The organism is Spiroplasma ixodetis (assembly GCF_059729505.1).
Genome location: NZ_AP038353.1, coordinates 1,281,369 through 1,296,390, shown reverse-complemented (window position 1 = coordinate 1,296,390; position 15,022 = coordinate 1,281,369). Strand labels below are relative to the sequence as shown.

Annotated in this window: 20 protein-coding genes; 14 read left to right on the top strand and 6 right to left on the bottom strand. The window is 23.5% G+C overall.

All coding sequences use genetic code 4. From position 1 onward, the window contains the following. Positions 1-217: 217 nt before the first annotated feature. The 4 genes from AC6I4F_RS08490 (at position 218) to AC6I4F_RS08475 (ending at position 4,310) form a co-directional block, all read left to right on the top strand. On the top strand, positions 218-1,060 hold the full coding sequence (locus tag AC6I4F_RS08490) for an energy-coupling factor transporter ATPase (RefSeq protein WP_497873591.1): 843 nt from the start codon (positions 218-220) through the stop codon (positions 1,058-1,060). Continuing rightward, complete coding sequence (locus AC6I4F_RS08485) at positions 1,036-1,914, top strand: energy-coupling factor transporter ATPase (RefSeq protein WP_497873590.1); 879 nt, start codon at positions 1,036-1,038, stop codon at positions 1,912-1,914. The genes AC6I4F_RS08490 and AC6I4F_RS08485 overlap by 25 nt, the downstream gene beginning before the upstream one ends. 13 nt (positions 1,915-1,927) lie before the next feature. Then, the gene (locus AC6I4F_RS08480; RefSeq protein ID WP_281748540.1) at positions 1,928-2,776 is read left to right on the top strand and encodes an energy-coupling factor transporter transmembrane component T family protein; all 849 of its coding nucleotides are present in this window, start codon (positions 1,928-1,930) and stop codon (positions 2,774-2,776) included. Between the two features lie 313 nt (positions 2,777-3,089). Beyond that, the gene (locus AC6I4F_RS08475) at positions 3,090-4,310 is read left to right on the top strand and encodes an IS256 family transposase (RefSeq protein ID WP_497874691.1); all 1,221 of its coding nucleotides are present in this window, start codon (positions 3,090-3,092) and stop codon (positions 4,308-4,310) included. Between the two features lie 641 nt (positions 4,311-4,951). Here AC6I4F_RS08475 and AC6I4F_RS08470 read toward each other — a convergent pair. Beyond that, on the bottom strand, positions 4,952-5,080 hold the full coding sequence (locus AC6I4F_RS08470; protein ID WP_497873589.1) for a hypothetical protein: 129 nt from the start codon (positions 5,078-5,080) through the stop codon (positions 4,952-4,954). 290 nt (positions 5,081-5,370) lie between these two features. Between AC6I4F_RS08470 and AC6I4F_RS08465 the strand changes: the two genes are divergently transcribed. Together AC6I4F_RS08465 and AC6I4F_RS08460 are read left to right on the top strand one after the other, a co-directional pair. Next, positions 5,371-6,144, top strand: coding sequence for a hypothetical protein (locus tag AC6I4F_RS08465; RefSeq protein WP_497873588.1), 774 nt, complete (start codon positions 5,371-5,373; stop codon positions 6,142-6,144). 189 nt (positions 6,145-6,333) lie between these two features. Beyond that, positions 6,334-6,786 (top strand): hypothetical protein, encoded by a 453-nt coding sequence (locus AC6I4F_RS08460; protein ID WP_497873587.1) that lies wholly within the window; start codon positions 6,334-6,336, stop codon positions 6,784-6,786. 1 nt (position 6,787) lies between these two features. Here the strand turns inward: AC6I4F_RS08460 and AC6I4F_RS08455 are convergent, their stop codons facing one another. Both AC6I4F_RS08455 and AC6I4F_RS08450 read right to left on the bottom strand, forming a co-directional pair. Continuing rightward, positions 6,788-7,522, bottom strand: a complete 735-nt coding sequence (locus AC6I4F_RS08455; RefSeq protein WP_497874798.1) for an Mbov_0401 family ICE element transposase-like protein — start codon at positions 7,520-7,522, stop codon at positions 6,788-6,790. After that, positions 7,503-7,808 (bottom strand): UPF0236 family transposase-like protein, encoded by a 306-nt coding sequence (locus tag AC6I4F_RS08450; RefSeq protein WP_497874690.1) that lies wholly within the window; start codon positions 7,806-7,808, stop codon positions 7,503-7,505. The genes AC6I4F_RS08455 and AC6I4F_RS08450 overlap by 20 nt, the downstream gene beginning before the upstream one ends. Before the next feature lie 307 nt (positions 7,809-8,115). Between AC6I4F_RS08450 and AC6I4F_RS08445 the strand changes: the two genes are divergently transcribed. The 6 genes from AC6I4F_RS08445 (at position 8,116) to AC6I4F_RS08420 (ending at position 12,573) form a co-directional block, all read left to right on the top strand. Next, positions 8,116-8,301, top strand: coding sequence for a hypothetical protein (locus tag AC6I4F_RS08445; RefSeq protein WP_497873585.1), 186 nt, complete (start codon positions 8,116-8,118; stop codon positions 8,299-8,301). A 264-nt stretch (positions 8,302-8,565) separates the two neighbouring features. Next, positions 8,566-9,804: an IS256 family transposase gene (locus tag AC6I4F_RS08440; RefSeq protein ID WP_497873584.1), complete on the top strand. Its 1,239-nt coding sequence runs from the start codon at positions 8,566-8,568 to the stop codon at positions 9,802-9,804. 60 nt (positions 9,805-9,864) lie between these two features. Beyond that, positions 9,865-10,032, top strand: a complete 168-nt coding sequence (locus tag AC6I4F_RS08435) for a hypothetical protein (RefSeq protein WP_497873583.1) — start codon at positions 9,865-9,867, stop codon at positions 10,030-10,032. Next, positions 10,032-10,895 carry a hypothetical protein gene (locus AC6I4F_RS08430; protein ID WP_497873582.1) on the top strand — a complete coding sequence of 288 codons (864 nt, stop codon included), beginning with the start codon at positions 10,032-10,034 and terminating at the stop codon, positions 10,893-10,895. Before AC6I4F_RS08435 ends, AC6I4F_RS08430 begins: the two co-directional genes overlap by 1 nt. Positions 10,896-10,952: 57 nt before the next feature. Further along, a complete protein-coding gene (locus tag AC6I4F_RS08425) occupies positions 10,953-11,465 on the top strand; it encodes a hypothetical protein (RefSeq protein ID WP_497873581.1) in 513 nt (170 codons plus the stop codon). Between the two features lie 388 nt (positions 11,466-11,853). Beyond that, the gene (locus tag AC6I4F_RS08420; RefSeq protein ID WP_497873580.1) at positions 11,854-12,573 is read left to right on the top strand and encodes a hypothetical protein; all 720 of its coding nucleotides are present in this window, start codon (positions 11,854-11,856) and stop codon (positions 12,571-12,573) included. On the opposite strand, the gene AC6I4F_RS08415 is transcribed toward AC6I4F_RS08420, so the two are convergent. The 3 genes from AC6I4F_RS08415 to AC6I4F_RS08405 all read right to left on the bottom strand — a co-directional run bounded on the left by AC6I4F_RS08415 (position 12,551) and on the right by AC6I4F_RS08405 (position 13,796). Further along, a complete protein-coding gene (locus AC6I4F_RS08415; RefSeq protein ID WP_497873579.1) occupies positions 12,551-12,838 on the bottom strand; it encodes a transposase in 288 nt (95 codons plus the stop codon). The genes AC6I4F_RS08420 and AC6I4F_RS08415 overlap by 23 nt on opposite strands. A 297-nt stretch (positions 12,839-13,135) precedes the next feature. Then, positions 13,136-13,330: a hypothetical protein gene (locus AC6I4F_RS08410; RefSeq protein ID WP_497873578.1), complete on the bottom strand. Its 195-nt coding sequence runs from the start codon at positions 13,328-13,330 to the stop codon at positions 13,136-13,138. Next, positions 13,308-13,796 carry a hypothetical protein gene (locus tag AC6I4F_RS08405; protein WP_497873577.1) on the bottom strand — a complete coding sequence of 163 codons (489 nt, stop codon included), beginning with the start codon at positions 13,794-13,796 and terminating at the stop codon, positions 13,308-13,310. Before AC6I4F_RS08405 ends, AC6I4F_RS08410 begins: the two co-directional genes overlap by 23 nt. A gap of 130 nt (positions 13,797-13,926) precedes the next feature. Between AC6I4F_RS08405 and AC6I4F_RS08400 the strand changes: the two genes are divergently transcribed. Together AC6I4F_RS08400 and AC6I4F_RS08395 are read left to right on the top strand one after the other, a co-directional pair. Further along, a complete protein-coding gene (locus AC6I4F_RS08400) occupies positions 13,927-14,052 on the top strand; it encodes a hypothetical protein (RefSeq protein ID WP_497873576.1) in 126 nt (41 codons plus the stop codon). Between the two features lie 4 nt (positions 14,053-14,056). Further along, positions 14,057-15,019: a phage terminase large subunit gene (locus tag AC6I4F_RS08395; protein WP_497873575.1), complete on the top strand. Its 963-nt coding sequence runs from the start codon at positions 14,057-14,059 to the stop codon at positions 15,017-15,019. Positions 15,020-15,022: the final 3 nt, after the last annotated feature.

The following is a 15,022-nucleotide window of genomic DNA, read 5'->3' as shown; positions in this document are numbered from 1 at the left end:
TATTTCTTTACATTAATTTTATAGAATAGAAATTTATATAACTTTAATTTATAAACTGAATTTTATTAGAAAATAAACAATAATTTTACTTCAATTTTGAACAGATATTGTTCATTTTTTTTATTTTTTTATAATTTTTATAAATTATAAATTGATATATATAAAATTACTGTTATAATTTTACTAGCATAATATTTAAAATGGAGTTAGAAGTAATATGAGTAAATCTAAAATTTCATTAAGTTTAAAAAATGTTGAATTTCGTTATAAACCAGAATACAATAACGCTGTTGATAATGTTAGTTTTGATATTAATCATGGTGAATATATTACTATAATTGGTCATAATGGTAGTGGTAAGTCAACACTTTCAAAAATTATTATTGGTGTTTTACACAAACAAAAAGGTACAATTCAATTATTTGGTGAAACAATTACTAATAAAAACATTAAACAATTACGTCGTCACTTAGGTATTGTTTTTCAAAATCCTGATAATCAATTTATAGGTTCAACTGTTCGTGATGATATTGCTTTTGGCTTGGAAAATCATTTAGTTGAACCCAGTGATATGCCAGCAATTATTGACAGAGTTTCTAGGGCAGTGGGTATGGAAAAATATTTAGATCATGAACCGCTATGATTATCTGGTGGTCAAAAACAACGTGTAGCTATTGCTTCAGTTTTAGCTTTAGAACCTGATATTATTATTTTTGATGAGGCAACTAGTATGCTTGATCCAAAAGGTAAACGAGAAGTTAAAGAAATTATGTTAAAATTACAAGAACAACGCAATAAAACTATTATTTCTATTACTCATGATATGGATGAAATTATTAATGCCGATAAAATTATTGTTATGAATAAAGGTAAGTTAGTTCGTTATGGAACTCCATCTGAAATATTAAAAGAATGAGAGTTTTTACAAAGTATTCATTTAGATATTCCTTTTGTTTTAAAAGTATCGTTAGGTTTAAAAAATAAGGGGATTAATATTAATGAAACATTAAGTGAAGAGGAGCTGATTTCTAACTTATGTCAATTAAATTCAAAGAAGTAAGTTATACTTATTCTCCAAAAACCCCTTATCAATATCAAGCATTAAAAGATATTACTATTGAAATTGTTGAACAAAAAATAGTTGCTATTATTGGTGAAACTGGTAGTGGTAAATCAACTATTATTCAACATATTAATGGTTTATTAGTTCCAATGGCAGGTTCAGTTGCCATTAATGATTTTATTATTAAGGCTAATCAAAAAAAAATTCGTGATATTAAAAAAATACGTAAACAAATTGGCTTAGTCTTTCAATTTCCCGAATATCAGTTATTTGAAGAAACTATTGAACGAGATATTATGTTTGGACCAGTTAATTTTGGTGAGAAAAAAGATAAAGCACGAGAGTTAGCAAAAAAATATATTAATTTGGTTGGATTAGACGAAACATATTTATCAAGAAGTCCATTTGATTTGTCTGGTGGTCAAAAACGAAGAGTTGCTATTGCTGGTATTTTGGCATTACAAGGTCATACTTTAATTTTAGATGAACCAACAGCAGGACTTGATCCCGATGGTGAAAAAGAATTAATTAATTTATTTTATGATTTAAATCATAAAGAAAATAAAACTATTATTTTAGTAACTCATAATATGAATCATGTACTAATGGTTGCTGATGAAGTTATTGTATTACATAATACACATATTTATAAAAAAGCAGATCCAATTACTATTTTTAGAGATAAAAAATTAATTACCAAAACCGGAATTGAACCACCAAAAATTTATAGTTTTTTATATAAATTAGAAGCAGCAGGATTTGATACATCAAAAATTACTGCTAGAAGTGATTCAGAATTAATTGACCAGCTATCAAAAATATTATCCAAAAAAAATAGCAATAAAAAGTAAGGAGTAATAAATAATGAAAGTTAGTTTTGGTCGTTATTTACCTTTAAATTCAATTATTCATCGTGTAGATCCAAGAATTAAATTACTAGTTTTAATTTGTTTAATTGCTTCACTTTTTTTTCATACTGGTTTTGAAGGTTACGCTCTTATTGGTTTTACTGTTATAACAATTTTCTTTTGTGCAAAATTACCTTTTATGATGTTATTAAAATTAATGCGCCCCATTTTATTTATGGCATTTATTTTATTTATAATTAACTGTTTTTTAACTGATGGCCCTAATGTTGGAATGATTTGACGTTGGCACGGTATTAAGGTATCATATAAAGCTATATTTGTTAGTATTTATATTGCTCTTAGAATTTATTTAATGATTTTAATTACAACAATTTTAACAACCACAACACAACCATTAGATTTAACATTAGCATTAGAAGATTTAATGTTACCATTAAAATTAATTAAATTTCCAGTACATATTATTTCAATGATTATTTCTATTGCTCTTCGTTCAATTCCTACATTATTAGATGAAGCCGGTAGAATTTTAAAAGCGCAAGCATCACGTGGTGTAGATTTAAAAAATGGTCATTTTAAAGAAAAAGTTAAATCGTTAGTATCATTAATTATTCCCTTATTAGTTTCTTCATTTCAAAAAGCAGAAGATTTAGCGTACGCTATGGATTCAAGGGGTTATGATCCACAAGGTAAAAGAACACGTTTTCGTCAATACCATATTGATTTTAAAGATATATTTTTCTTTATTATTGGTGTAGGATTGTTAGCATTTCTTATATCTTATACTTATCATCCAGAAATTTTTTGAAGAATTCCATTTATTGATGATTATTATTCACAATAATAAACGTATATGAATTAGCTTTACTAATTTTAAATGTTATTAATATTAAATTTAATTAAAAATTTTGCAACAAGTGTCATAATATTTATCATTTTTTTCTTATACTCACTATTATTTTTTTAATTAAAAATTCTTAATTTAAATTTAAAATATATTAATAATTAAAATTAATTAAGGAGTAAGTCCGGTTGATAAATTATAGGTAATGTTTAGTAATCTGTGTAACTTACAAAAATAACTATGTTTAATTAATTCTAGTAAATAAAATTAAATAACTAGAAAGAGTGAGTTACGTATTTCTAAAAAACAAAATATTAATAATAATGATCCAATATCAAAAGCAGTAGATTTATTATTAGAAAATACTGAGGATTTAACAACCGTATTTAAAGAGGGAGGTTTATATAAAGAATTAACAAAAAGATTAGTTGAAAAAATGTTGAATTATGAAATGCAAAATTATTTAGGATATGAAAAAAATCAACATAATAATAGTGATAATGCTCGCAATGGTATAAATTCAAAAAAATTAATAACCCAACAAGGTAAAATTGAGATTAATGTACCACGAGATCGTAATAGTAATTTTGAGCCAGTAATAGTTGCAAAAAGACAAAGAAGATTTGATGGTTTTGATCAACAAGTTCTTTCATTATATGTCAAAGGCATGACTTTATCAGATATTAGAATGCAGTTACAAGAGTTATATCATGGTGCTGATATTAGTGAAAGTGTTATTAGTCAAATTACTGATGATGTTATTGATGATGTTAAAGCATGACAAAATCGGCCATTAGAAAGTGTTTATCCGATTGTTTATTTTGATTGTATAGTAGTTAAAGTACGACAAGATAAACGCATTATTAACAAATCAGTTTATATAGCATTAGGTGTTGATTTAGAAGGTAAAAAAGATGTTTTAGGTTTATGAATTAGTGAAAATGAAGGTTCTAAGTTTTGATTATCTAATTTCACAGAAATGAAAAATCGAGGCTTAAATAATATTCTTATTGCTTGTAGTTACAATTTAACAGGAATGTCAGAAGCAATACAATCAGTTTATCCTAAAACCGAACATCAATTATGCATAGTTCATCAAATTAGAAATAGTTTAAAATATGTTTCATACAAACATAGAAAATCACTAGTTACAGATTTAAAACCAATTTATAGTGCATGTAGTGAAGAACAATCAATGCAAGATTTAGAAACTTTTGAAAGTAAATGAAATAAACAATATCCTCAAATTGCTAAATCGTGATATAAAAATTGAGATAATTTAATGGTTTTTATTAGTTATCCTGCAGAAATCAAAAGAGTGATTTATACAACAAATGCTATTGAATCTGTTAATAGTCAATTACGAAAAGTTATTATAAATAAAAAAGTTTTTCCAAATGATATGGCAGTTTTCAAAATATTTTACTTAGCAATTGAAAATATAACAAAAAAATGAACAATGCCCATTCAAAATTGAAATACAGCAATTGCTCATTTTATGATAAAATTTGAATATAGAATTAATCTAAACTAGTAAATTTGTAAAACAAAGATACACAGATTATTAAAAAGCCTCAAATTATAATCATAAATATCACTATCAAAGTTACTTGTAACTACAATACTTTTATTTCATTCAACATTTTGTTTTGCTATTTTTTCACTAACTAACAATTGTTCAATAGTTTTATCTAATAAATTTAATTGATCTAATTCTAAATTATTTAATACATTTTTTATAACCTGTTCATCATATACATCATCACAATTAAAATTACTTAAATCAAAAATTTGTTTTGAACTAGAAACATGATTATATTGAAATTCTCTTTGTTTTTTTTGCTTTTAGTTCGGGTCTTTGTTCATATTTTTGTTGTTGCTTTTTAATAAGTTGATATCTTTTTTGGTCATATTTTTTTCTTTTTTGCTTTTACTTCAGGTTTTTGATTATATTCTTTTATTCTTGCTTTTACTTCGGGTTTTTGCTTATATTCTTTCATTTTTTCTTTATTTTTTTGCTGTCACTTTTGATTATATTCTTTTATTCTTGCTTTTACTTCGGGTTTTTGCTTATATTATTTCATTTTTTCTTTATTTTTTTGCTGTCACTTTTGATTATATTCTTGTTTTTTTTCTTTTAGTTCGGGTCTTTGTGCATATTTTTGTTGTTGCTTTTTAATAAGTTGATATCTTTTTTGGTCATATTTTTTTCTTTTTTTTATTTTTTTGATATCATGTTTGTTGAGATATTCGTTTTTTACTTTTTTTAGTTTGTTTATTAACTATACTTAAACTATTATTCATGTCTTTTATTCCCTAAATAAAATTAACTTTAATTTTATTTAAACTTTTATTATATATATTTTGCTATTTATTAAAAATAATATTTTTTTGATACATAAAAATTATATGGTAGATTGTCAAAAATCCGGAATAAATTATTTTATATATAGTCTTATTATTATGTTAGACAAGAAATAATTTGGATTTTTATGAAATTGTACTTAAATAATATAATTTTTTTTAAAATATTGCAACTAAAATACTTATAATTAAAGGAAATTATCCCCACATTTACTAGCGTGGAGGAAAAAATGAATTGAAATGAATTCAATAGCATATTTCAAAATGAAAACGATTGTTTGAAATATATAGCGAAGTTGAAAGTAATGAAATGTATCAGGTGTGCTTCTTCTAGTTTGAATGTTTCTGATTTAAAAAGAATAAGATGTTTGAAATGTCATCAAACATTTAGCATTCTCACAGTCACCATTTTTCACAAGTCACAAACACCTTTGACATCTTGGTTTTATCTCATCTTTAGATGAATAAACACAAAGTATGGTATACCATCAACAGATGTTGCAAGGGAATTGGGTGTGACATATAAAACAGCTTGAAGAATGAATCATGAAATCAGAACTAGAATTTGGAATCAAGATGCAGGGTTCATTGATGATGGCACAGCACAGATGAATGAAATGTATCTTTCACATGTAGGTTTTAAAAAACAAGGAAGATCCTTGTTGAATAAAACCTTGATTGTTGGAGTTTATGATAAAACCAGCAACAAACTAATTGTGAAAGTATTGAAAAAAGCAGATGAGAAAAATCTTTTATGATTTGCATTGAAACACATTTCTACTGGGTGTTGTCTGTTTACGGATTCTTGGAAGGAATATGGAAGTTTCAAAAAACTTCTATCACAAACATGAAATCGTAAATCATGAAGTTGGGTATGTGTCATCAACAGGTGTAAACACAAACCAGATTGAATCTGCATGAAAACACATCCGACGAACTTTCTGAACGCACATAAAAGTTTCAAAACACAATATTCATTTATATGCAAAAGAAGCTGCATATAAATTCAATAAGATACCTAGTTTTGAAACTATAATTTTGTGTTTGATTTAGATACATGCGGGGATAATTTCCTAGATAGGCTTTTCTCAGCATTTATGTGATAAAATTTAAAAATAGTACATAAAGGGATAAAATCCTAATTAAATTTAGTAAGTGCTAAAATTTTAAAGTCAATTAAGGAGAATTTAAAAATGAAACTTAAAAAATTACAGTTATTAACTGTATTAATATTTGTTTTAACTATTTTAATTATGATTACTGGATTATTATTACTAAGTTTATTTCATGGAAAAGAAGTAGTAACTATTAAAAATAATTATTTATTTAAAAAGACAAAACCTTTAATATATGAATATAATGGATTTAATTTATGAAGTAAATATAGTTGATATTACATATTAACTAATAACAATATTTGCCTTAATAATTTTGGAAGTTATTATATTATTCATAATTATTATAATTATTCTTTATTATGGTTAAAAATTGTAATTATTTTTTTTACAATTGTAATTCCAATTTTTATTTCTACAATTTTGTCATTAACATTTTTAATTATTGGTTTAAAAAGAAAAATAAAAAATAATAATTTTTGAGATGCTATTGCAAATTGTGAAATAATAAGTAATTATTACATTCATTAAATTATGTTTCTAAATTTATCTTATTACATTTAAAAATAACCATTTTAATATAAATTAAAATATTATATGTTCTATTACCAAGCATTTCTTTTAAAACATGTCAAATATTTGTTTCAGTAAAACAACCTATATTTCATTTTGCACCTTGATTTTCAATACCTTGTTTATTATTTTTAAAATACTGTTTCTTTAATTTTTTATGATTATCTAATTGGTTATATAAATAATCAATTAATTGTTCATATTGACCATTATTAATTAAATTTTTACAGTGATTATATTCTTTTAAATATTTTCCTTTATTTCCAGCCATGATTCCAAGATATAATGTTCTAATTAAATGAAATTTATCTAAAACAAACTTTGCACCTAAATAATCTGCTACATCTTTAATTCAGCCTGCACTAACACCACAAATAATAATTTTGTCTTGCTCAATATTTTCATAAAATTTTTGACAATGCTCTTTAACAAATTCAGCAGTCTTTTGAACTCCAATTTTTGTTTTTGTTAGTCTAATAATTGCTTTTACTCTTTTATTTTGTACTTTATGATTAATATTATCTGTATATGTTACTATTAATCTCATAGAATGTTTTATACCTTTACGTTTAAAATTTCAAAATTTTCGATGACCATCATCAATCGCTACAAAAATACGTTGATTTTTTTCTAATTTTACTTTAACTGGGTTTGCTTCAAGTATTTCGAAATTTTTAAAAAACTCTATGAACACTACTAACACTAATACCTGCTTTTTTACAAATAGCACAAATATCACGATATCTTTTGCCATCTGCAAAATTTTCAATAATAGTATCTTCAATATCTTCACCAATTCTTTTATATTTTGGTAATTGTAATATTTCATCAACTAAACAAACACGAATTCATTTTTGTAATTTTTCATCAAAATATTCATAAATTCTTCTTTTATATGTTACCATTCCATATAATGTTTTTCTTGTTTGATATTGGTAATCAACAATTTGATATTTCTTTTTATCTCTTGTATTTTTTATTCTTTAATCTCATTTTTCTCATTTCTTTGTTATATGTTCTAGAATTAAATTATCAATTTTAGGATATTGTTCTTTATAAGTTCATTTATAATTAAAATCCATATTATTCTCCTAACTATTTTTTAAAAATCTAAATTTATTGTAAATATTTTTAAAATATAATAAACAATTTCAATACAAATAATAGTATAAGTGTCATAAAATAACGCCTTTAATTTAGGCGTTATTTTGTATTTAAAAGCATACTTGTAAAAATAATCAAAAATAGTACAATTTATAAGTAAAATCAAAGAAAAAAAGAGAATTTATGAGTAAAAAAAGAAGCAAAGTTTGAAAAAAAGTAAAAAATAAGCAAAAACAATTTAAAATGATGAATGATAATTTTGATGAGGATGTAATTTGTCAAAGAAAAAGATGCAATATTGTATCAGATAATATTATTCAATTAAGAGTTGACGAAAAAAAAGTAACCAATGTTTTTTTATGTAAATAACATGCAGATGAACTTGAATATGAGTTAGCACCTGAATGGTTAGAAGAAATTAAAAAAGAATTAAAAAATGATAATGAAATTGATAATGTAGAATTGTTAGTAAATTATTTATAATAAAGGAGTAAAAAAAATATGAAAACATGAATAAAAACAAATTTAAGTAAAATAACGGTAATGTTTAGTAATCTGTGTAACTTACAAAAATAACTATGTTTAATTAATTCTAGTAAATAAAATTAAATAACTAGAAAGAGTGAGTTACGTATGTCTAAAAAACAAAATATTAATAATAATGATCCAATATCAAAAGCAGTAGATTTATTATCAGAAAATACTGAGGATTTAACAACCGTATTTAAAGAGGGAGGTTTATATAAAGAATTAACAAAAAGATTAGTTGAAAAAATGTTGAATTCTGAAATGCAAAATTATTTAGGATATGAAAAAAATCAACATAATAATAGTGATAATGCTCGCAATGGTATAAATTCAAAAAAATTAATAACCCAACAAGGTAAAATTGAGATTAATGTACCACGAGATCGTAATAGTAATTTTGAGCCAGTAATAGTTGCAAAAAGACAAAAAAGATTTGATGGTTTTGATCAACAAGTTCTTTCATTATATGTCAAAGTCATGACTTTATCAGATATTAGAATGCAGTTACAAGAGTTATATCATGGTGCTGATATTAGTGAAAGTGTTATTAGTCAAATTACTGATGATGTTATTGATGATGTTAAAGCATGACAAAATAGGCCATTAAAAAGTGTTTATCCGATTGTTTATTTTGATTGTATAGTAGTTAAAGTACGACAAGATAAACGCATTATTAACAAATCAGTTTATATAGCATTAGGAGTTGATTTAGAAGGTAAAAAAGATTTTTTAGGTTTATGAATTAGTGAAAATGAAGGTTCTAAGTTTTGATTATCTAATTTCACAAAAATGAAAAATCGAGGCTTAAATGATATTCTTATTGCTTGTAGTGACAATTTAACAGGAATGTCAGAAGCAATACAATCAGTTTATCCTAAAACCGAACATCAATTATGCATAGTTCATCAAATTAGAAATAGTTTAAAATATGTTTCATACAAACATAGAAAATCACTAGTTACAGATTTAAAACCAATTTATAGTGCATGTAGTGAAGAACAAGCAATGCAAGATTTAGAAACTTTTGAAAGTAAATGAAATAAACAATATCCTCAAATTGCTAAATCGTGATATAAAAATTGAGATAATTTAATGGTTTTTATTAGTTATCCTGCAGAAATCAAAAGAGTTATTTATACAACAAATGCTATTGAATCTGTTAATAGTCAATTACGAAAAGTTATTAGAAATAAAAAAGTTTTTCCAAATGATATGGCAGTTTTTAAAATATTTTACTTAGCAATTGAAAATATAACAAAAAAATGAACAATGCCCATTCAAAATTGAAATACAGCAATTGCTCATTTTATGATAAAATTTGAAGATAGAATTAATCTAAACTAGTAACTTTGTAAAACAAAGATACACAGATTATTAAAAAGCCTCAGAAAATTTGATGTAGAAATGCAAGAAACAAGTTTTACAAATGAAACAGCACAGTTAATCAACTATAATAGATTTTCAATTAATAGTGAAACAAATACTCAATATGGTAGTGATAATATGAGGGAAGTACCATTAAATGATGATAATGGTTCATTAACTTGAGATTATAATCATATGAGTTTATAATGTTTCCTTTAATTATTGAATGAATATATTATGCATTAGCAAGTAATTATATTAAATTAGCATTAATAAATGCTTTAAAAAATTATTATAAAAATCAATCATTAAAAGAAGTATTTGATAGTGAAAATGTTAATGAAAATGAAATACATCAACCTTATTCATTTTTAAATCAAAATATACTTAAAAAATTAATAACTATATTAAAAACAAGTGAATTAAGTATACTTCAACATGAAATTAATAAATTTAAAAATCCAATAAATAGTTTTAAAAAATCTATTATTCCAACAGAAATTAGAACAGTTAAAAATTATGTAAATAAATTTAATAATTTATTTAAAGAAAATGAAGAAGAAATACCAGATAATGCATGAGAAGTATTATCAAGTTCATGATTTAAAAAAGGAAGATTTATTGTTGATAATAAAAATTTAAAAATTGGAACTTTAACAACATTATTTCAAAGTGATAATGATAAAAAACAAATATGATATGGTCCTTATACTTATCCGACATTTCCACAAGAAATATGAATATTAATGACACAAGCAAAAGGTAAAAATGGTACTGGTGCTGGAACTATATTTTGAAAATTTTGAAATAGAAAATGATTACCAAGTAAATTAAGAAAATATGTTAAAAGTGAATTAGCAAAAAAAGGTAAATATTATGGTTCACAAGATACTAGTGTAATTTATCCAAATAATATTAATGTACAAAAAACTATGAATTTTATTAATAGATTAGAAAAGGGATTTTTTAAATTAAAAGAATATAAAACTTTATCTAAAAATGAAATAGGAAGTAATCAATGAAGATATGAAAGAAAACAATTATTAAAAAAAATCTTTACATACAAATAAATATATAAAAATTAAAAGAAATTCTAATTTTTATAAAACATGAAAGTAGGTGATTATATGGATATAGATTTAACAAAACCAATTAAACCAATTGGTATATGAAATACTATTAATCCAATATCAAAAGATAATAAAGAATATAAAAGATTAAATAAGATTTGATTTAATAAAAATAGTACTCATATAGATAAAATAAAAATTTTAATATCAAATATTTTAAAAATAACTAGTCATATTATTGGTATGTTAATAACATTATTTTTTACAATAACACCTTGATTAATACCTAAAATACCAATATCACTGGGAATAGGTAATTATACTAATCAATATAATTTTACTTGACAAGACCATTTAATATTAACTTTATTTCCTATGTTTGGTCATATTGGATTAAATTTAGTAACTAAATTAGGTAATTATTGAAAATTAATTAAATATTTATTAATAACTATACCAATTATTATTACAAGTCCTTATTTAATATATCAATATAAAGCAATGAAAAAACATAAAAAAGAATGTCATTTATGTAAACAACATTCAAATAAAATACAATTGGAGGAATAAAAAATTAATTTTTCAATATAATTAATATCAGCAGTAATATGAGGAGCAGTTGCTAGTGGAATATGTATTACTTTAGCATTTCTATTATTTGGCAAATTAATTAAAAAATCAAAACAATCAAATTTAGCAAAAGAATTAAAACGTAATAAAGAATTAGAATTTATTACAGAAAATATTAAACAATTAAATACTCATTTACAATTAGAAACTACATCAACTGCAAAATTACTTGATAGTTTTAATGTAGATAAAGAACAAGTAGATAATTTTGTTTTATTACAAAAATCTAAAAAGAAAGAATTAACTGAAAAAGATAAACAAAAAGCAACTAAATTTAAAATTTAAAGGGTTTAAATACCCTTTATTTTACATTAAGGAGTAAATTATTATGGCTATTAAAAACCCAATTTTATTTATAACAGTTCAAGAATTTAAATCATCTAAATATTTTAATGATTTATTATTTGATAAAGTTACTACTCCAGATAATGAAATTTGATTTGCAATATCTGTAGCAAGTAGTAATATTGATTATTTAAGTGGTTTTACTATTTCAAAAAAATGACAAGAAATAACACCAACTAATTTTACTGATAATATTCAAACAGCAACTACTCATTATGTTAGATTTTTATTAACTAAAGATGTTGATTATTTACGTGGTCAAGGTTCAATTAGTCAAGCTGGATTAACTTATAGTGAAACTAATCCAGATGACTCATATTTTATACCTCCAGAAGTATTTAATTGTTTAAGAAAAATTAAAGAATATCCAAATATTAAAGGTTTTAAATTAAAAGATATAGAACCACAAAAAAATAATTGATTTAATAAATTTATTTCAAATTGTGGTGAAGATAGTCCATTAAATGCATATATACCATATAATAATATAAAATCATTAGATTTTAGAACTAAAATTACTATTAGTCATCCACAAAATTTATTAAGACCAATAGTTAATATTGATACTACTGGTATTAAAACAGATATTGATAAGGCTTTTATCCCTTTATATACTATTTTTAAATTTTATCACATAAATGCTGAGAAAAAACTATCTAGGAAATTATCCCCACATGTATCTAAATCAAACACAAAATTATAGTTTCAAAACTAGGTATCTTATTGAATTTATATGCAGCTTCTTTTGCATATAAATGAATATTGTGTTTTGAAACTTTTATGTGTGTTCGAAAAGTTCGTCGGATGTGTTTTCATGCAGATTCAATCTGGTTTGTGTTTACACCTGTTGATGACACATACCCAACTTCATGATTTACGATTTCATGTTTGTGATAGAATTTTTTGAAACTTCCATATCCCTTCCAATAATACGTAAATAGACAACACCCAGTAGAAATGTGTTTCAATGCAAATCATAAAAAGTTTTTCTCATCTGCTTTTTTTCAATACTTTCACAATTAGTTTGTTGCTGGTTTTCTCATAAACTCCAAAAATCAAGGTTTTATTCAACAAGGATATTCCTTGTTGAATAAAACCTACATGTGAAATATACATTTCATCTATCTGTGCTGTGCCATCATCAATGAACCCTGCATCTTGATTCCAAATTCTAGTTCTGATTTCATGACCCATTCTTCAAGCTGTTTTATATGTCACACCCAATTCCCTTGCAACATCTGTTGATGGTATACAATGCTTTGTGTTTATTCATCTAAAGATGAGATAAAACCAAGATGTCAAAGGTGTTTGTGACATATAAAACATCTTATTCTTCTCAAATCAGAAACATTCAAACTAGAAGAAGCACACCTGATACATTTCATTACTTTCAACTTCGCTATATATTTCAAACAATCGTTTTCATTTTGAAATATGCTATTGAATTCATTTCAATTCATTATGAGAAGTTGATAAAGATAATCCTAATTTTATTAAACCAAAAGATGATAAAGGTATTGATGTTAATGGTAAAAGAATAATTGATGTTGGAACTTCTACATTTTTAAGTGATGCTAGTACTAAAGAATATGTTGATAGAAAAATAGATGAAGAATGTTGATATTTAGATACTATTAAACAAAATAAATTAACAGCAGGTAAAAATATTACTATTGATGATGATATTATTAGTGCTAATGGTGGTAGTGGTGAATCATTATGAATAATGGACCCTAATTCTCCTAATATTATTCAACCTAAATAAAAAAGAATTATTACTTCAAATAATACTAGAATTGTTGATATAGGAGACCCTACACAACCACAAGATGCTGTAAATAAAAGATATGTTGATAATAAAATACAACCAATTCCAACTATTCCACAATGAAAAGAAGTTTGAACAAAAGTTAATATAAATCACATTAAATATATTTTTAAAACAAATACTAAATATAAAATTTATTATAATTTTGAAAGTCAAACAAGTATTAAAAAATTTGCTTTTATTTGTAAAGAATTTTTATATGGTGAGTTAAATACTGAGGTTCAAACTTTGGATTGAGATAATATTAATGGTAGAATAATGCTTTCTTTACAAATGAAGAAGGATACAATCGCTATTGTTAGTGACCCTATAAGATATGGTCAACTTTTAAAATTAGAAGAATTACAGGAATAATATTATGAATAAAGAATTTACTTATTTACATGAAATTAGTTATTGATTATTAAATAAAAGTGATTTTACTCATAGTGAATATAATTTAAGTGGAAGTAGATATTCAAGTAAAACATATATTATTGCTGAAGAATTAGCAATATTAATTGCTATTTCAATTAAAAATAATAAATCAATTGCTATATATTGTTTTAGAAAATTAAATAAAGATATTAATGATTTAGTTAAAGAAATATATAATGCTTTAATAACAATTGGATTAAATGATTATAAAGATTTTAGTATAAAATATCCAAATAAACAAGCAGATTTTCGTTTTAAAGGTAGTAAATCATTTATTAGAGTTATGGTTGTATATAGTAATTCAAATGATAGAATACCTTTAAAAGGACTTTCTCGTAGTGAAATTAAAGGTTTTGATTTAGCAATTGAATGATGTGAAGAAGCAAATGAATTTAGTCAACAAGAATTTCAAGCAATTACATTTGCATTAGGTAATGCTAAAAAAATAATTAAAATAAAAAGTTTTAATCCAGATAATATTTATCAATATTTTATTGAATATATGAATAAAATAGTACCTTTTAATTTAGAAATTATGAAAACTAATAATGAACAAATTAATTCAGTATTTGATAATAATATATTTAAATTATTTCATTATTCAAATTGAAAAGTAAATGCTCATAATTTAACATTAGATATGATTAATGATTTAAAAGAATTAAAAGTATTAGACCCTATTAAAGCACAAAGTTGATATTATGGAGTTCCTAGTATTCTTACTGGTGCTATATTTGCAAGATATTTAGATAAAGTAGGAACTAAATTAGATTTTCAAGTAGAAAGATTAACTAGTGGATTAGATATTGGTATGGCAACAAGTTCAAGTGGTCATCCTACTGCTGGAAGTTTATGATTTATTGGTGAAAATGAAAATAGTAGAAGAGCGCATAAAGAAAGTTAATTT